Here is a 19,279-nt window from a genome sequence, read left to right as displayed (position 1 = left end):
GTCGTATAGAAAGATCTGTGCGTTGAGCCGAATCTCTCCCGTGAAAAACGGGAGAGTGGAATCGCTGTCGAGTGTTTACGTGCCCCGTTCGGGTTCGACGTTAGAGCAATTTACGTTTTGTCGCGGGCGTTTCTGGCTCGTGGAAACCGGCCCACGTAGGACAAAAAACGATTTCCGCGGCCATAAGTCAGTGTGAAACGCTGTAGTGTCACGTGACTATCAAATTCACACTCGGCCAAGAAAACGACAGAATCCAGAGCTGGCGGTTCAGAACCAGACAACGTTTCGTCGTTCCAACACGCTTTATGTTCCACTGATCAGCGGGGAATGATGAGTTCACTTTCCGCGACCGGCAGCACTTTACGCACGGACATTGTGCTGGTTGTCGTGCTGACTTCCTGGAAGTTGTCTCGCGTTGCGGTCGATTCTTTTTGTTCACGAGTGACGGTGACTTCCCAGCGAGCCAGGCCGAAGGGCACTTCTTCTGACACCCAAAAATGAGCTTCATTGGTGGACCGGCTTTCCGGTCGTTCGATCACGATTTTGCCCAACAGATGCTGGGAGTTGAACGACATGTTGGCCGCTTTGGTTTGCGGCGTTTCGCTGGCCGAGACGACTTGTGGATCGGGATAGTTCATCAACTGACAAATCGTAGGGTAAAAGGCGATGGCTTCAGCGCTGATTGGGCGGACCTGAGCTTCTCCGCTTCGGCGATAACCTTTGACGATTGGCAGCATAATGTTGGGAATGCCATTGTTATCTGAAGACGCGTTCAGGATTTTGCTTTCCGGGACCAGCACTTTGTAGATTCGCGAACCCACAGGTCCGGGGTCAATTCCGGCTTCGCCCGCGTTGCCGGTGTTGACCTTGATTTCAATCCAGCGGCACGGTTGAACCTGCCCATCCCACTCGGCGTTTTCACGGCCGACCGACTTGATGCTCAGTTCACGGGCCTTGGTGATCGTCTCTTTGCCTTCTGCCAAGTCGGGACGCACCGTCGTGTACGCAATTTCGCCCTCATACTCGACGCCAGTTCCGTCCTGCGGCAGATTGAAGATCAGGCCCTGAGCGTACAGAGTGGGCGAACAGGTGCCGGCAATCATCGTCGCCAGGCAAAACAGACAGGAATTGACAGAAGTTCGCATTGGGTGCAGGGCCTCGTGTGGAGGTGCGGAGATCAGTGAACGCAGCGTTCGGGCGCTTATTCAGCCTTCCATTTCTGATTCGGCAGAAAGCGAAGCAAACTCGCGTTCCAGATAGTTTGTCGAAGTTTGGCGCAGTTAAGCAAGAGGAATCATCGCCGGAACGGCAAAATCGGCCGTCGGGCGTCTGAAAAGCGGGGAGAGCAAGACGGGCAGGGGCTGCGGCCGGCGGCGAATCTGTCGATGATGCCAATTGCGAAGATTTGTTGACCATTGGAACATTGGATTCTCTTTCGCAACCGGACCGCACGTGCCAGAATTGCCTGGGACGGCGAAAACGAGCGTACAACTCTGGAGTTGCCTTTCGTTAAGCGGGTATGATCCTGTATCTGCTGAAGCTTTCCTCAACGACCGCGTAAGACAACTCGCTATGCATCGAAACTTCGACGTTCGAAACTTCACTCTGGCCGTACTGTGCACTTTACTGCCCGGATTCATTCAGGCGGCGGACATACCGTCGGCACAGGAACTGGATCCGCTGGGGCTGGAAGTTCGCTGGAACAGCCAGGCCGTGCTGAATGTCCGCCGCGACGTTGTGGCTCACGTCAGCAACGACGAAAACAATATCTACATTCAATCGTCGTCCGGCATGCTCACAGCATTCGACGCCGAAAATGGTCGGAAGCTCTGGTCGACTCAAATCGGTCGCGGTGACGAACCTGCGATGGCCGCTGTGTCGAACAAGGACACCGTGATTGTCGTCGCCGGTCCGGTGGTCTATGGCTACAACAAGTTTTCAGGCACTCAGCTGCTGGAATTTCGTTTGCCACGACAGCCTTCCGCTTCACCGGTGATGGGGGAAGGGATTTTCTATGTGCCAATAACCGGCGGAGCATTGTACGCCTACGAAACGGCCACACTGGAATATCAGTTTCGGTTTGGAACGCTGCCGCCGGGCGTCGCACTTCCACAGGCATGGCGGTTCATCTGCAACGAAAAGATTGTGCATCCGCCAGTTCTTGGTCTGCAGTTTGTCGCGTTCGCCACACAGTCAGGAAATCTGCACGTCGTCAACACGTCAGGCGTTCAGCGCGGAACATCGCGGTATCAACTGTTTCTGAAGGGGCCGATCAGCGCGCCGCTGGCAATCGTTGACAACGCCCGGTCGTCCAGCATCATCGCAATGACCGACACTCATCGCGTGTTTAGTGTTGAGTTGATGGACCTGGACAGGATTGAAGACGGCCAACCGGCTCAGGACGTTCAATGGACGTACCCGCTTGGTCGCCCGATGAAGAATGCACCAATCGCGGTCCGCGACGATTTGTTTGTCGTCGCCGTCGACGGAACGCTGACTCAGTTTTCACGTGATCCGGCCCAAACGTTCTGGGGCCGACCTGTTGAAATTCCGCTGTACGAGGCACCAGTCCTGATTGGGGCCGGCATGGTCGACGCCGAAATCGATCCTCAGTTGCAGGCTGGTTTAAGTGTCGGAGGACAGTGTGTCCGAGTGACGACCGTCGTGCCCGGGTCGCCAGCCGATCAGGCGGGACTTCAGGCCGGTGATCTGCTGGTAACCGTCAATCGCACACCCGCCGCGTCAGTGACTGTCGCGAAAGAAGTCATTAGCCGGTTGCCATTGCGGTTCAACCGTCCCATCGAAGTGATTCGCGTGTCGACCGGTATGCAGCTGATGGAACAGGACAGCGATTCACCGTTACAGATTTCGGACACGGAAACACTGACCAGACATGTTGTGGTGGCCGGCGTCGTTCGTGATTCTGCCGCGATGGAAGCCGGTCTTAAGGAAGGCGATATCCTGGTAAGAATTGGTGACGAGCTGATCGAATCTGTCGAAAAAGCTCAACAAGCCACTGCCGCGGCGGCTCCTGGAACGCTGACACTGCAGTTGCTTCGAGACGGCACCGTGGTGCCAGCAAAAATTGAACTCACAACAGAAAAGCAACCGTTGCAACCCACGGGAGTTCCCACGGTATCGCTGCAGACGCTGCAGCTGACAATTCCTGTTGAACAGTGGGTCGTGGATGGAATTACCAGTCTTTCCGCCGTTGGCCGCTTTTCTGTTTTCGGCCTCGACCGGACAAACCGTCTTGTGGCATACGATCGAGCGACGTCGGAAATGCAGGGACGCGTAGCCGTGCCAGGGTACGCCGTACACCTCAACAATTCGATCACTGACCAGATCATTCTGATCTCGTCGACCGGTGATGTGCTGTGTCTTCGAGAAATCGGCCCTACCGTTCGTGTCCCTCGTGGTTTGTCTGATGTCAGCAACCGAGCGACGGTGAAGGAAGTTCTTGTGACGAAGGATGATCCGATCGAGCCCACCGGCACAGTCGTGGCCACGGTTGAGTTCCCCGACGGCACGGAACATCAGATCTCAGCCGATAACAAAGGGCTGGTTCAGGAGGTGTATGTCAAAGTTGGTGATATCGTTCAGGTCGACGATCCTTTGATCCGAATCGCCGACGATAAGTTCGCAACCTATCACCAGCGACCTCAACAACAACCCGTGGATGCAGAACTGCAATCTTCAGGCGGCAACGCGGGGCAGCCGGAAAACGGCGAAACGCCGTAAGGTCTGTCAGACGTCAAGCCCCATCATCTGCATTAGCTGGATCGCATTGCTGCGTTCGACCACGCCGTCGCGCAGCTGGTAGTCGAAGGTCATGTGGCCATCGACCACCTGATCTTCAAAGTGCATATTCACCGCCTTGCCATCCATAGAATCGACAATGCGAGTCAACGCCAGGTCGTGAGTGGTGACCATTCCCAGGGCGTCTCGTTCGACGAGTGTCTTGATCACCGCTTCTGCACCTCGGCGGCGGTCGTGCGAGTTGGTGCCGCTAAGAATTTCGTCCAGCAGAAACAGCACCGGGCGTTCGGTGCTGGCGAGATCAACCACTGCCTTCAAACGTTGCAGAACGGTAAAGAACAGCGAACGGCCTTCCTGCAGCGAATCGCTGACGCGCATGGCCGTTCCGATTTGAAATGGGAAGGCGTTTAGAGACGTCGCATTCACACGAGCACCGCAGAAGGCGAGTACCAGATTGGTTCCCACCGAACGCAGCAGCGTACTTTTACCGGACATGTTCGATCCACTAATCAGCATCAGTGGTTGTTGTTCGGTGAGCGATACGTTGTTGTGAACGCATTCCGACGGGTTCAGCAACGGATGGCCCAGCTCTTTCGCTTCGAAGTGTTTGACGTCTTCAGATATTGTCGGCAGCGTGTACGTTTGTTGTTCGTAGTTGAACCCGGAAATACTGGTCACGACCTCCAGCGTTGTAACTGCGTCCAACCATTCGGTCACTCGCTGACCGTGACACGTCCGCCAGCGTTCGATGCGATGAGGAAGATGGATGAATAATCCCAGCGCCCACGCGACGGGGATGAAAAACTGGTTCCGCAAAGCATTGTTAAGCCATTGCACCAGGCGACTTAGCTGTTGAATTCGTTCCGACGCGATGATGCCGTCAGCCGTCAATCGATTCTGAAGTTGCTGCAGGCTCTTTTCGTTAAGCGGATACGTTTCGAACTGCTGAGTTACCTCTGCAAGCTGTCGCAGAGCTTTGTCGACGTCATCCACTTCGTCCATCACAGACTTAATGCGGTGACGATTGATCACCACAAACGGCCCCTGCAACATCAGCATCAGCAGGATGTACGTGATACTCACCACGCCCGCCATCGCCAGACTCACCACCACAATCGAAGCGGCTCCAACCAGGCGAGCAGCCCACAATGTCCATTTCGGAAATTTTCCGGCGGGTTGAGTCAGCCAGATTTGAAGCGTCTTTTCAGCGGCCGCCCAGTCGACGTCGGTTTCGATGGCGGCCAGTCGTTCGCGCAGGTCCAGATGCTCACGCAACGATTCCGCCTGCAGTTGTCGTTCTGTAATCACCTCCGCCGTAGGCACTTCTGTCAGCCAGCCGGCGAGCTTGCGTTTCGCAGGCAGCGTGCGGCATTGATTTAGCTTTTGAAACAGCGAGCCCGTTCCGAAGATATCCAGGTCCGACGACCAAAGATGCTGAGCGTCGATGAATCGCGATCCGTCGCTGGCTGCATTCTTCCACAGACCGGCAAGTCGAGCCAACGAATCGATGTAGTATTGCTGAGACGCTTCGGCGCGACGAAGTTTCCTGACGACGGGCTCATGCAGCCGCAGCAGCAGCACGAAAACAGCCAGTGGTGCGAAGATCCACAGCCACGACACATCCGGATCGCCGATACAGATGCAGCCCACACCGATCACGGCGGCAAACGCGGCCAGCCGCAGCCGTGTGAACAGCCGATCGGTCGATCGCACGTCGTTCGCTCGCTTTCGCCACGACGACAGACGGAGCTGATACTCCGCCTGAGCCGCTGAAACGGAAGCATCCGCAGTTAGGCGTGTGACAGACGAGTCTTCAGAATCATCCACTTGGCTCGACAATTTACTTTTCCCGATTGAACGCACAGCAGTTTTGACGGGAGTTTCGTCGATGTGAGGTACAATCTGCTACGTCAGAACCGCATTCCGTCGGCAGAAATTTGCATTCCCCGCTGTTTGAGAAATGAAACACGAACCAATTTCGGATCATCGCTCAACCGTTGACTTGCAGAATTCGCGTCGCTGGCCGCGAATGTCGGCGTCGTCCGTCGCGTTTACGTTTGTTCTGAGTGGCATCCTGGTGCTGTGCTACGCCAACCGCCCGCTGTGGCACACGGATTTGTGGGATCACGTCAACTATGGGCGGAAGATGCTGCAAACTGGGGCATTGCCGACGACCGAACCGCTTGTGCCGCTGGCAGCCGGGGCGCCGATGGTGAATACCGCGTGGGGAGCACAGGTCTTCATGGCCGCCGTGCTCTCGTCGACCTGCCTCGGTCTGCCCGCTTTGCAGTTTGGGCATGGCTTGCTGGTGGTGATCGGTCTGGCTGCCGTTGGCCAGGCTGTGCGGAAGAATAGTGGTTCGACGTTGGGTGCAGTCATTGCCGTTGGGGCGATGCTGGCGGTCAACTGGCAACAGTTTTTGGTGATTCGCCCTCAAATTGTCGGCGTCACATTCTATTCCGTGGTGCTCGCGCTATTGGCGACGGATCAACTGCGGCGCCGTTGGGTTCGCTGCATGGTGCCGTTGCTATTCGTGGCGTGGGCGAATCTGCACGGTTCGTTCGCGATGGGGCTGACGCTGATGGGAGTCTGGGCGGCAGGCCAGGCTGTGAAAGCCTGGTGGACGTCGAAGTCAGTTCGCGCCGCGCTGCGTTGCGACGCCGTCCAACGCCTCTTATGGCTGATTCCCGTCTGTGCGGCGGCCGCGTTGCTGACCCCAAACGGTATCAGCGTGTATCTCGAAATCTTACGCATCGGTGGGCTGCAAAATATTCAGTCGATGTACGAATGGGGGCCGCTTACCTTGAGCATGAAGCAGGGCAAGGCAACGCTGATTGTGGTCTGCCTGCTGGTTCTTGCCACGGTCCTCAGTCCAAAGCGATTGCAGCTGGAACTCACGCTTAGCCTGATTGTGTTTGGCGGACTGGCCGTCTGGTCGTCTCGCATGTTGAACTGGTTTGGTCCCGTGGTCGGTGTGGCGTTAGGACTGCATGCGGCATCTGCGTGGCAGCGCTGGCGGCATAAGAAATCGGATTCAGCGGGAGAAGCCGCGAAGTCACCGGACCGTCGAGCCCTCTTTACGGCAGCGAATGTTGGAATCTGCTTTCTCGCCTTTGCCTTCAGCAACCTTGGCGTTCAGACGCTGGGCGGGAGTCCGCTATCGCCGACGAAACTGCTTTCGTCACGCACGCCGATCACAATGGCCGAGTTTCTGAACTCAAAGTCCCTTGCACCACGCAACCCCGTGTTTGTGCCAGCCGAATGGGCGGGCTACGTTTTCTACGCGACCGACGGACGTGTGATGCCGTTTGTGAATTTGCACGTTCACGTGATGCCGGAAAAATTGTGGTCTGACTACATGCACATCATGCTGGGCCAGCGTCGGGCGATCGAACTGTTAAACGATTATGACGTCGATCTTGTGGTGACAGACCGGTTGCGGAACCGCTATTTGATTGAGCGGTTGCTGGCGGCGAACGAATTTCGACTGCGATACAAAGACAGTCAGGCAGTCGTGTTTCAGCGGACGGGAACAACGTTCGACGCGGACTAAACGGGCGAAAAAGGCTGTTTTTGGCCGCAGAGTCGCAACTTTTCCATCAAATTGCCCCTTCCGCAGATGCAGTGACGAATGCGAGAAGTTCAAATGCGAGTGATCCGTCTTGCGCGAGAATTCGTTATTTCTGCCAGGATCGCGACCTTTCCGGCGAATCCCGACATGTCTTGCTCTACGACCACCGTATCCCCATTCTCACGAGAGAAGCGTATGAAAACCTGGGCTAACTCTGCCATGACCGCCGTGTTACTTGTCGCGGCGGCGGCTCCTGCCATTACCAATCGAGCGACGGCTGAAGATCTGCGAGACGCTCTGCCGCCCGACGTTTTTCTGGCTGTATACGGCAAGCACAACTCGGAACGCGACTATCAGCGTGAGCATTACGCGGAAGTCTGGAACGCGGTTGAAGAGACCCGGATCATCGAAAAAACGTTTCAGCTCATTCAGGCTCGAATGGCTGAAAACGACGTCGGCAAGATGCTGGCGTTCCGTGATACCGTGAAGGAAGCTCTTGAGCCCGTGCAGTGGAAAAAGCTGCTGGAACTGGAAGAGATTATCTACGGCCAAAAACTGGATGGCCCAGTCGGGCATAGTATCGTGATCGCTCGTTTCCCTGACGACGGAGCAGCGTCACTGAAACAGGGGCTAGGCAACCTGTTTGCAATGGCGGACGAAGCGGGCAAAGACAATATCAATCTGGTTGAAGAGACTCACGCCAACGCCACGCTGCTCACGCTGCAACTGCCGCCTCAGGTTCCGATGTCACCCGTTATCGGCGTGCGTGGTGACCTGTTTATCTTCAGCACGAGAACCGACTTCGCAAAGCAGGCGTTGACGCTGCTGGACGATCCCAGTGCAGAATCGAAGTTCGACGACCCACGCGTCAAGAAAGCACTCAGCCAGCTTCCGGAAGCCGAGGACGCTCTGGTCTTTTTCGACGGCAAAACGCTGGCTCAACAACTTGACGGTGTGATCGCCTTCATCCGCGGTGTCGGAGCGGGCAATGACGAAGCGCTGCGGATCGCGACGTTGATTGATTCACTGTTGGACGAACTTCTGATCGTTGATCACGAAGTCACAGTGGAATACACCGAAGGCTATCAAAACCGTTCAGCCACTTATGGTGAAGCCGTAAGCGGCCACAAAAACATGGTGGTTGGGGGAATGATTGCCAACCAGAAACTGTTTAGTGACTGGAGCAAATGGGTTCCCGCCGAAGCCAGCAGCTTCTCGCTAAACACGGGTGCCACCGTGACTCCATTGTACGACTGGATCACGACAAAGATTCCCGAAATCTTTCCGGAGAGTGAGCAGGCGTTTGCGAAGTGGGACCAGATTCAGGATCAGTTCGACGTTCATCTTCGGGAAGACATTCTGCAGAGTTTCTCCGGAGAATCGGTTTCGATTGCTATGCCCGGACCGCCCACACCGCTGGGGCCGTCGTCCAAATCTGTCAGCTTCACCCGATGCAGTCAGCCGGATCGCGTGAAGGAGCTGATCCACCGCGCGTTCGATGCACTTCAGGAGATTCCTCAGGTACAGGCTCAGGGCATCACGCTGGAAGAATCTGAACAACTGGAAGGCTTCGAAGTAATTCGCGCCAACCTGTTGATGATGATGGGTGGCCTGACTCCCGTGTTCGGTTTTCAGGATGGCTGGATGGCGATGGGGTCGCATGTCGACGCTGTACAGACAGTGCTTGATACGCGAGCCGGCGAGCACGACAGCTTTGCGGGGACGGATCAGTTTGCGAAATTCGGGCTGGAAGTTTCCGGCGATGTAAATGCCATTAGCTACAGCAACATTGGTCAGTCCATCCGCCAGGCCGGGCAGGCGATGCAGCAGTTCGGCAGTATGCTGCCCATGATTATGGCGATGGCCGGCCAGGGCGGTCAGGGAGGTCCGGACCTCGGCCCGTTGCAGGATGTTCTTCAGTTGCTGCCCCCAATCGGCCGCATCGTGTCGAAGTTTGACTTCATTGAATCCAGGCTAAGTGTGACTCAGCCCGGCCAGAACGAAAACAGCTACGTGCGACACACCGTCATCCTGATCAAGCCACCGGCTGCTGCAGAAGCTGAGGCTGAGTCCGCCAACTGATCGGTTCGGCAGCTTGCTCCCCTCCCGCAATTCTTGTGGGAGGGGCGATCAAGCGAAGCAAGATCGGGGGAGGGCCGATCGTACGTGGGAACTGCATTCTGTTCGCAGGCTGTCCGTTCGCGCCGCCCGCTGCCGGACGTTGCTTCACTGCGTCCGACCTCCCCCGGCGCTGCGCTGAGCGAGGTGCATGAGGACCGCCAGGTCACGTACTAAGCAGCTACCTCGAAAACATCGCCAGCGCAAGACCCACGTAAAAAACAAACGTGGCGATGTTCAAGGCAAGGCACCAGTAGATTCGCTGCGGCACTTTGCTGTAAGCGAGGCACTGTGCGACAAGGTACAGGCTGTAAATGACCAGCGGCGCGAAGAAAGCCGCGATGATGGACGCTCGGACCGTTCGACGTATCAGGTCCTTCTGCGGCGCGACTTTAACGACGGCGTGACTTGACCGAGGAACTCGGTAGGGAGAGTCGTCTTCCAGCGCAGGCGTGGGCGCGGCGGAGCCCGGTCGTTTTTCAATTCGGATATCGGCGGTGTCTGTTTCCAGCGGACCGAATTCGGGATTGTCAGGGCGGTCGCGGTGGCATGACCAGCATTCGTCGAACGCCATCGCGTTCACTTCGCGACATTCGGCGCAAACCCAGCCCTGTCCTTGAGTATCCCACGGTTGCCGATCAGGTTGATTGAGATCGGCTTCAAACTGATCCAGAATTGCCCGAGCTCGCGCCGCATCGTCTGCATGGACCAGCAGGTTGACTCGGTTCACCGCGTGACCGTAGTACGACAGCGTGGTCGCAATCTGGTCGCCATCAATCGCACACTCAAGCCCGTGATTTTGCAAAGCGGCATGTGCCAGTTGAGCGATATTCGGCGAAGAATACGTCCGAACTCGACATAAAGCATTTGTAGCCATGCAGTGGTTCCGTTTCTACAGCGTGATTCGCTGTAACGACCAGCTTAATAGAACGCCGTGGCAAGGCGGCGACGGTATTCGCCCGCTTGAGTCGACTTGGGGCCCATCGCTGACAGGATCGTGACCATGGCGTCTTTCGCTCTGTCACGAACTTCCGTTCGATCGGTTTGAATGACGTTCAACAGTAAGTCGCAGGCTTCGGGGTATCGCTTTTCGACGCTCAACGCTTCCGCCAGTTGAATCTGAAGTCCGACGTTATTCGGATCGGCTTCCAAAGCTGTGCGAGCGGCCGTGATGCCGCCGGAATCTTCGACATTGGATCTCAGTTCCAATTGTTCTTTCAGCGATTCCGCTTCGGGTTCCAGAAAACCGCGTGATTCGAGTTGCTCAACAATTTCGGCGCATTCCAGTTCACGATCAAGAGCCAACAATGTGCGGCCCAACGCAATCTGAAACTGCGGCACATCGGCTTCCATGGTCGCGGCTTTACGGAAACAGTCTTCAGCGGTTTCCAGGTCGCCCGTTCCTTCGGCCTGCAAACCTGAGTTGTAGGCTTCCATCGCGGCCGAAGGCAGAAATGATTCGAGCCATTCCTTCACCTGAGGTTCCGGCATCACGCCAGGCAACTGGCTGGCAGGCTGGCCATCAATCATGGCAAGGACAAATGGAATTGACTGTACGCCAAACGCGCCGGCGATTTCCGGCAGTTCGTCGACGTTGATTTTCATCAGAATGAAGCGGCCGTCGAATTCGGTCGCCAGCTTTTCCAGAATGGGCATCAACTGCTGACACGGCTGACACCATTCGGCCCAGAAATCGATCACGACCGGCACGTCGTTGGATTGGTCGATGACGTCCTGACGAAAGGTGTCGGTGGTGGTTGTGCGAATCCAGGGGCTGTCCATTTTTGTATTACCTTGCTGACGTGATTTATGATTGAGGCGTAAGATAGCGGACGCAGGCCTAGTTGTCCTGAGTCAGGCGTACAAAGTCGATTCCCACCATGTACGATTTCACCGCCTTCGGATTCGCCCCGATCAGTTCCACATTCAGCCGACGGTCGCCCTTCGATAGCTTCACGCCGGAATAGCTTAGAACTCCGGTGGTCACGACCTGTTTAGCGTCGAACAGATCGAGTGAATCTTCCAGCACCGCGTCATCGATCGACAGCTTGATAGTGCCGTAGTCGCGTGCTTTGGTGAAGACAATTTCGATCGTGTACGTGCCGTCTTCGGGGACAGGTAATTCCAGAGCCAGGCGGTCGCCGGGTTTGCCGCCGTTCCACCAGATTTGATCGTTGCCACTCCAGCGATCCGCCGTGAAGCCTCCCATTTTCTGGTTGCGAGTCGACCCATTCGTCTTTTCCACAACCTTCATGTTCTCGCCTTCGATCGCACCAAGCACCTTACCGGTTTCTGAGTCAATCGGCGCAGGAGGGCCGGACAGTGCAAGCTGTGCCGGGCTGGCGAGGTACGCGATAAGGTCACGAGCGTCGTCTTTTGATAAAGCGTCAAGCTGTCGTTCAGGCATCATGGAAACGTCGCTGAGGCTGCGTTCATCGATTTGGCTTTTCGGCACAACCACTTTGTCGTTGATGGTCTGAATCGTCAGTGCACTATCGGTTTCCTGCTTGAGCAGACCGCTGACAAGCTGGCCACTTTCCAATACAACCGTTGTCATCTGATAACTGCGGCCCACGACCGCGCTTGGGTCGAGTACATTTTCCAGAATGTAGTCCAGGTTGGCTCGGTTTGATCCCGTGATGTCCGGCCCGATGTCACCGCCGGTCCCGAACAGCTTGTGGCAGGTCTGACACGTTTTCTTAAAGACTCGACGGCCGTTGCCCAGGTGAGCTTTCTTTAGTGTGTCCGGAGTGAGTTGCTGCTTCCACGTCGCGATTTGCTGTTTGCGGTCGGCGCTGGTTTCGCGAATTTCGCCCCAGTGCTTCTTCAGCAGACCGTTGATGGAATCGTTTTTGAAGGCCAGTATCTGTCGCACGTGGTAAGCATGCAGGTCGCTGGCAGGCACGGTCTTGTTACCGATCGCATTCAATAGTGCAGATGTCCAATTCGGCCGCGACACCAACGTGCTGACGACGTCGTTGCGAGTCGCTTCGCCGAACGACTTATAGTTGGTCAGCAAGCTGGAAGGCACATCGTCGTTGCCAACGGTGGAAAGTGCCTTTACGGCCGCAGCCTGCAGTTGTTCGTTTTTCAGCACAGAATCCGACAGCAACACGTCGGAAGCCGCTTTGTCTTGGCCTCGGACCAACACGTCCAGAGCCTGGCGACGTCGCTTGATATCCTGATCGGCATCGGCCAGCAGGTTTCGCATGAGCGGATAGATTCGCTGGTCGCCAAAGATAACCGCCAACTGATTGGCTTTGTCGGTGATCTCCTGTTGAGTTGCTGCGTCGCCGGGAGCGTTGCTGGAAAGCGAAGAGAATGCTGGCTTCCACGCGTCCGGCATCGGCACGTCGACTCGACCTTCAAACGACGCTAGCATTTCGTCCAGGATCAGCTTAATCAGGTCTGGATCCTTCGACGTGGCCAATGTGGCGACAACAGCGCCGACGGTGTCGTTCTGCGAGGACGCTCGGCGGACAACGTACTGCCGCAACAGGGGAATGTTGGATTTCAACGCGAGCTTCATGGCTCGTTTTGCATCCGTCGGCACCAGCGGTTCAACGCCGTACCACAGCAGCAACGGAATGTTATGATCGTCCGCGTCTTCGCCGTGAGCCGCGAGGTTCTCGGCCAGCGTCCAACGTTGTTCCAGTGGCAGACGTTGTAGTGCAGACGCGAGATACATACGCACGGCGGCCGAATCGGTTTTGCGAGCAAGGTGTTCAAACTCTTTCAGCGTCTTTGGCGTGACGTGCCGGTTCTCCATTTCGAGCTGGATACTCCACGCAGCAACATATTCCCGCGGTGAATCCAGAAACGATTCTGCAAACTCGTTCCCATCCGACAGCCCACCGGTGACATGCATGGCCCACAGCCCCTGCAGGAATGTGGAGGTTCCATAGAACGAATCATCCGGCGCGTCGCTCGCGCGCATGCCGCCTTCGATGGCGTCCCACAGCTTTTCGTTACCGCCACGGTGCTGCAAGATCTTCCGTGCCATCGTGGAATACCACGCGTTTTTGCGGAACAGGTACTCGACCAATTCGAGCGATTCCAGTGCTTCCAGATTCACCTTCTGAGGTTTGCTTTCACCGTAGCTGATTCGGTAAATGCGGCCGTTGCTGCGGTCCCAGATTTCAGGGTTGTTGCGGTGGCACGCGTTTTTGTCGTACCAGTCAATCAGGTACACGCTGCCGTCCGGGCCGTAGCGAAGGTTGATGCCACGGAACCATTGATCGTTCGCTTTCATCAAATCTTTGCCGTGGCTTCCAATGTAGCCTGATCCTTTGCGATGCAGAATGTCGCAGTTGATACGGTTACCGTGGATGTTGTTAAAAAACATCTGGTTGCGATAGCTATCCGGCCAGTTGTCGCCGCGATAAATCATGGCTCCTGCGTGAGCGTGGCCGCCGCCGGCCTGATCGACCGATGCGTTGATGCCCGGTTCATGGCCCCACCACGCGTGGTCTCGAATGTTGCCGGTAAAGTGAGCGTGGTCGGCAATGGTTTTGATATCGTCGTAAGTGTGAGGATTAAAATGCTGACCGCCCTGTCGGTGGTAGCGGCCTCCCTGAACCATGTGCCACAGATGAGGGATCACACAGGCAGAAATGAACGCCTGGCCGTGATCATTGAAGTCAACGCCCCACGGATTACTGGTTCCGTGAGCGAACACTTCGAACTCGTCTTTGGTCGGATGGTACCGCCAGACACCGGCATTCAGACCGGTTCGTTGATCGTCCGGCGTACCCGGCTTGCCAACTTTGGAATGTGTGAAAACACCGTGGCAGCCATACAACCAACCGTCCGGCCCCCAGATAAACGCATTCAGTGTCTCATGAGTATCATCCCAGCCAAAGCCGTCGCGCAGCACGATGGCTCCGGGAGGAACGTCTTTCGGGAACTTTACGTGTTGGCGGCCAGATGCGACTCCGTTGTCGGCGGCGACTTTGTCCGGCACGTCGTCGCCGTCACGATCCGGAATGAACATCAAGTACGGAGCTGCTCCGACGTACACACCGCCAAAGCCCACTTCCAGGCCGCTGACCAGGTTCAGCCCTTCGATGAAGGTCTTTGATTTGTCGAAGACGCCGTCCAAATCGGTGTCTTCGAAAATCATGATCTTGTCTTTGCCTTCGCCCTCGGGAGCTCGCTGAGGATACGTATGAGCTTCCGCGACCCACAGTCGGCCTTTGGCGTCAAAGCACATCGCCACCGGTTGGTGGACCATCGGTTCGCCGGCCGCCAGTTGAACTTTGAAGCCTGCGGGAACGGTCATATTCTTAGCCGCTTCTTCCGGACTAAGGCCGGCCGCCAGTTCTTTGTGCCGCTGCGGTTGAGCGAGTTCGTATTCTTCTTTGTTGACGGTCCGGCGTGAATGGGTGAGCACGTGAGCTCCCTTCATGCCGCCGGTCACGATATCGGGAAGGTCATCGTTGTTAATGTCGCCGACAAACAGTCCGCGACCAATGCCCGATTCGCCGTCGGCTTTGTGCGGCACGAATTCAACTTCGCCATCTTTGCTTCGACGTAGCTCAAACCAGTATACGACCGCTCCCGCATCCCACATCGGACTCTTAGTATGATGCGACCAATACGTTTTGCCCGTCACAATGTCCTGCAGGCCATCGCCGTTGATGTCGGCCAGTTTGACGGCATGCGGTTCGGAAAAGACGAGTCCGTACGCATTGTTTTCCGGCTTGTCGCCCATGATGACGTGCTGTTGAAACTTCACGTCGCCGTTCGAAAGTGTTTGCGTGTTTTCGTACCACACCAGTCCGAAGTTGTGAGCACTAAGCGCGGTGATGACATCGTTGTCGCCGTCCCCATCTACGTCATACGCAAACATGTCTGACGGCGCTGCTCCGAAATTGAACTCATGGAAGTGCCATTGTTCCAGGCCGGGCGCTGCTGGTTGAGTGGCAGGTTCTTTAGGTTGCTCAAACCACCCGTTACGGGCAAGAACATCCTGTCGTCCGTCGCCGTTGACGTCGCCAACTCCCAAACCGTGGCCGAACGGAACGGGGGCCACCTTGCCGCTGATCGCTGTGATCTTCCAGGGCTGAAACGGATCGTCGCCAGGAGTCGCGTAGATGTATGCTCCGTGTCGACTGCAGACCAGCTCTGCCACACCGTCGCCGTTCAGGTCTGTGAACTGCGGCGATTCGTTTGAGACAGAATCAATCACTTCGAAACGTTCCCACAAGTCGTCCAGGCCGTCCTTCCCCGGGTTGCGGTAGACATAACCGGGTTTGCCAGGAAAGCCGACTGTCAGAATGTCGTTGGCTCCGTCGCCATCGAAGTCATGAATCCAACTGAAAAAGTTGTCTGCGTAGCCTTTTCGATTTTGAGGAACCGCTGGATAGATTTCGTGCTTCGCGGCGAAGTCCGGGCCTTCAAACCAATATGGTCCATACACCACGTCGGCCACGCCGTCGCCATTGATGTCGCCCGCTGATGCGCCTTCAGAAAAATAGACGTCGGAAAGTTGCTGACGCTTAAACGTATCCAGAGTCGGTGATTGCGGATCGTTTGCGGCAACCTGCGTCGCGGTGGCTGACAGCAGAATCGCGAACAGCACCATCGTATGGATGGCGGCTAAGAAACTTTGGTACTGAGGCATGGCAGTCGTAGTTTGCGAATGGGGATGAGACGAACGGGGCTGCTACTGATCGACGAGCGACTGGTGTTTAGGCGTACAGGTGTCTGATCTGTGGTCGTCGGGCGTTTTCTTTGTTGCGTCGCTTCGAACGGTGGAAAGCACCGAGGAAGCGGAATCCTGACTCTTGCGCCATGGTCGCTGATGCGTTTGAAAGCGTCAGCAACCAGCCCCGTATTTTGCCAAATTCGGCCAACGGTCGCCACGAACGGGGGAAATCACTAACAAAATTCGTCGGCTATGAGTGCGGTTTGCGTTGGCGTGACGTTGTTTTTGATTTTGCCGACTCACGGCTGCCAGAATTCACCGCTTTTCGCAGAACGAATCAATTTGCGGATGGCTTCGAGCTAAGTTTGCTTTGCCCTACGCCCCAATAGACTCCCCGAGTCAGGGGTAAGCGACAACGTCCCGTTGAAAATTCGAAATGTCCACTCAACTCCCTCAGCAAGATATAGCCAAGACTAGCGGCTCCGCCATCGCTGCGTCTCATGGCGTCGCGCCGAGTGCCAACCTGAGAGCGGCGTTTGATCAGTTTTTCGTGACGCAACTGCGAGTCTTCCGTTCAGGCGAAGTTCAGCTTGCCATTGCCGCGATTCTGGTGTTCACCGGAAGCGTGGGCTTTGCAATGCTGTTTCCTCAGCTGCAACTGTGGACAGAGTTTGCCGCTCGACATTCTCCCACCATCATCCTTGTGCTGTTAACAGTAGTTGCCGGCGCGGTTGCTGTTCGCCAGTTGGTGCGTGCAAGCCAAAGTGCCCCGGCCGCTGCCCCGTGCATCGAAACCATCGGACCGTACGTCCTTAAAGAACGGCTCGGTTCCGGCGGAATGGGCGAAGTGTTTTTAGCCGAACACCATCTGATGAAACGCGACTGTGCGGTGAAGCTCATTCATCCCCGCAACGCGCGCGATGAAAAGATGCGGGCCAATTTCGAATGCGAAGCCAAAGCGACGGCCCGGCTGACTCACTGGAACACTATCGAAATCTATGACTACGGCACATCCGTCGACGGCCGTTTCTATTACGTCATGGAATATCTGAAGGGCATGAACCTGTGGCATCACGTCCAGCAGTTTGGACCGATGCCGCCTGGCCGAGTTGTCTATCTTCTGAAGCAGCTTTGCGACGCGCTGCACGAAGCGGACTGTGCAGGTCTGGTGCATCGAGATATCAAACCCAGCAACATCTTTCTGACTGAACGAGGTCAGTCGTTCGACGTGGTTAAACTGTTGGACTTCGGTCTGGTGACGACGTTCACCAAGAAACCAATCAAACTGAATAACGTGAGTCGCACGCTTCGTGGTTCACCCTCGTTTATGTGTCCCGAACAGGCGGTTGGTCGTACGCCGGATTCGCGGGGCGATCTGTATTCGCTGGGAGCTGTTGCCTACTTTCTTCTGACCGGTCGCCCACCATACGTCGACGAAAACCCAATCATGCTGATTGTGGCTCATGCAACCGCCAGCGTGCCCGCGTTCGAGGAACTCGGAATCGACGTCCCGGCCGATCTGGCAGCCATCATTCTGAAATGCCTGGCTCGCGAGCCTGATGACCGCTTCGATTCGGCTCGACAATTACGATCCGCTTTGGAAACCTGCGAATGCGGTTCGGAATGGTCGTGGCAGTTCGCGGAAGACTGGTGGAAAGAGCATGCAGAATCGACGGTTGGAATATCAGGCGTCGAACACCGTGAATCTATTCAGACTTCAGCCAGCGACGAAGACACGTCACCGGAATTCGGCCAGGCGTCGAAAATCGATCACGAAGAACCCACCGCGATGTACGCGGTGCCGAACTAAACACACGCCCGTCAGATGAGTTCGCGGATCGGCGTTGAGTCGCTCACAAGGTGAGTCGGTCGGCCTTCCGGAGTGTAGACGATCTTGCCGGGATCGATGCCCAGCTTGTGGTAGATCGTGGATACAAAGTTCTCCGGCGACTTCACGGCGTCCACTGCAGAATAACCTTTGCGGTCGGTCGCACCGACGACAGTGCCGCCTGGTGTTCCGCCGCCAGCCATCAACACAGACATTGCGTTCGCCCAGTGGTCTCGGCCAGGCGTTGATTCGCCAGACAGTGTTGAAATCTTCGGCGTACGACCGAATTCACCCAGCGCGACAACCAGCGTGTCTTCCAGCATGCCGCGTTCTTTTAAGTCCTGAATCAGCGTGGCAACCGAATTGTCCCAGGAAGGCAAACGCTTGCGCAATGCGTCGAAGATGTTGCGGTGATGGTCCCAGCCGCCATCGTACACAGTGACGAATGGAACTCCCCCTTCAACCAGACGGCGAGCCAACAGACATCGCTGTCCGAATGAATCGCGACCGTAACGATCACGAACGGCGTCCGGTTCCTGAGCGATATCGAACGCGGCCTGAGCGTGCGTTGACGTCACGAGGTTGTAGCCCTGCTCGAAGTATTCGTCGAACGCAGAGACAGGGTCGGCTGCTGCTTCTTCATTCAGTCGTACCATGCGGTCGATCTTCGAACGCAAATCTGTACGGCTATCAAAACGCAGCTCTGACAGAGTTTTAGGTAACGCGACATCGCGAACTCGAAAGTTGTCGCTATTCGGATTGTCGCCTACTACGAATGGAGCGTACTTCGCGCCCAGAAAGTTGGGGCCGCCGGAGCGCGACATGCGAGGCATGCTGAAGTAGGGCGGCAGACCGTTATCTTTGCCCAGTTCTTTTGCAACGACCGATCCGATGCTGGGATGGAAGCTGACAAAGGCACCGCAACCCACGGGAATCCGCGGTGGGGCGCCAGTCATCATGTAGTGATTGCCGGCACCATGATTGCCCTGGTTGTGGCGGATCGATCGGATGATAGAAAAGTCATCCAGCGTCGCAGCCAGCTTGACCATGTGCTCTGAAAACTGAACGCCAGGAATGCTGGTTTTCGCTTCACCAAACTCACCACGAAATTCGGCTGGCGCGTCGGGTTTGGGGTCGAAGGTTTCGAAATGACTCGGCCCACCGTCCATCCAAATCAGGATGCAACGCTTGGCAGTCGCGACGGGACCTCCGCCATGCTTTGCGGATTCGCCTCGCACACGCAGGCTGTCTACCAGCCCTGTGCCCAGCAACGCACCCAGCCCATATTGCAGGCAGTCGCGCCGAGTTGTTCCTTCACAGTTTCGTTTGCTTGTTCGTACTTTTTTCATGGCAA

10 protein-coding genes are annotated in these 19,279 nt (G+C 56.2%); 4 read left to right on the top strand and 6 right to left on the bottom strand.

Features of this window, described 5'->3' with window-relative positions:
- Positions 1 to 317: 317 nt before the first annotated feature.
- A complete protein-coding gene (locus tag Fuma_RS09155; protein ID WP_077023867.1) occupies positions 318 to 1,145 on the bottom strand; it encodes a hypothetical protein in 828 nt (275 codons plus the stop codon).
- Positions 1,146 to 1,572: 427 nt separating this feature from the next.
- Here Fuma_RS09155 and Fuma_RS09150 point away from each other — a divergent pair, with 427 nt between their 5' ends.
- Entirely contained in the window at positions 1,573 to 3,741 is a 2,169-nt protein-coding gene (locus Fuma_RS09150; RefSeq protein ID WP_077023866.1) for a PDZ domain-containing protein, read from the top strand.
- 6 nt (positions 3,742 to 3,747) lie between these two features.
- On the opposite strand, the gene Fuma_RS09145 is transcribed toward Fuma_RS09150, so the two are convergent.
- Entirely contained in the window at positions 3,748 to 5,598 is a 1,851-nt protein-coding gene (locus Fuma_RS09145; protein ID WP_145944071.1) for a MutS-related protein, read from the bottom strand.
- A gap of 121 nt (positions 5,599 to 5,719) precedes the next feature.
- Here Fuma_RS09145 and Fuma_RS09140 point away from each other — a divergent pair, with 121 nt between their 5' ends.
- Positions 5,720 to 7,312, top strand: a complete 1,593-nt coding sequence (locus Fuma_RS09140) for a hypothetical protein (protein ID WP_077023864.1) — start codon at positions 5,720 to 5,722, stop codon at positions 7,310 to 7,312.
- A 213-nt stretch (positions 7,313 to 7,525) separates the two neighbouring features.
- Complete coding sequence (locus tag Fuma_RS09135; protein WP_145944070.1) at positions 7,526 to 9,412, top strand: hypothetical protein; 1,887 nt, start codon at positions 7,526 to 7,528, stop codon at positions 9,410 to 9,412.
- A gap of 217 nt (positions 9,413 to 9,629) precedes the next feature.
- On the opposite strand, the gene Fuma_RS09130 is transcribed toward Fuma_RS09135, so the two are convergent.
- From Fuma_RS09130 to Fuma_RS09120, 3 genes are read right to left on the bottom strand one after another with little or no spacing between them, the layout of a single operon-like run.
- Positions 9,630 to 10,325 carry a putative signal transducing protein gene (locus Fuma_RS09130; RefSeq protein ID WP_077023862.1) on the bottom strand — a complete coding sequence of 232 codons (696 nt, stop codon included), beginning with the start codon at positions 10,323 to 10,325 and terminating at the stop codon, positions 9,630 to 9,632.
- A 44-nt stretch (positions 10,326 to 10,369) separates the two neighbouring features.
- The gene (locus Fuma_RS09125) at positions 10,370 to 11,230 is read right to left on the bottom strand and encodes a tetratricopeptide repeat protein (protein ID WP_077023861.1); all 861 of its coding nucleotides are present in this window, start codon (positions 11,228 to 11,230) and stop codon (positions 10,370 to 10,372) included.
- Between the two features lie 58 nt (positions 11,231 to 11,288).
- Positions 11,289 to 16,073, bottom strand: a complete 4,785-nt coding sequence (locus tag Fuma_RS09120) for a PVC-type heme-binding CxxCH protein (protein ID WP_145944069.1) — start codon at positions 16,071 to 16,073, stop codon at positions 11,289 to 11,291.
- Positions 16,074 to 16,533: 460 nt separating this feature from the next.
- Here Fuma_RS09120 and Fuma_RS09110 point away from each other — a divergent pair, with 460 nt between their 5' ends.
- The gene (locus Fuma_RS09110; protein ID WP_077023858.1) at positions 16,534 to 17,907 is read left to right on the top strand and encodes a serine/threonine protein kinase; all 1,374 of its coding nucleotides are present in this window, start codon (positions 16,534 to 16,536) and stop codon (positions 17,905 to 17,907) included.
- A gap of 11 nt (positions 17,908 to 17,918) precedes the next feature.
- On the opposite strand, the gene Fuma_RS09105 is transcribed toward Fuma_RS09110, so the two are convergent.
- Complete coding sequence (locus Fuma_RS09105) at positions 17,919 to 19,274, bottom strand: DUF1501 domain-containing protein (RefSeq protein WP_077023857.1); 1,356 nt, start codon at positions 19,272 to 19,274, stop codon at positions 17,919 to 17,921.
- Positions 19,275 to 19,279 lie beyond the last annotated feature (5 nt).

This window comes from Fuerstiella marisgermanici (genome assembly GCF_001983935.1).
GTDB classification, from domain to species: Bacteria; Planctomycetota; Planctomycetia; order Planctomycetales; family Planctomycetaceae; genus Fuerstiella; species Fuerstiella marisgermanici.
Note: the sequence above shows the minus strand (reverse complement) of the source record. Positions and strands in the feature narration are given on the sequence as shown.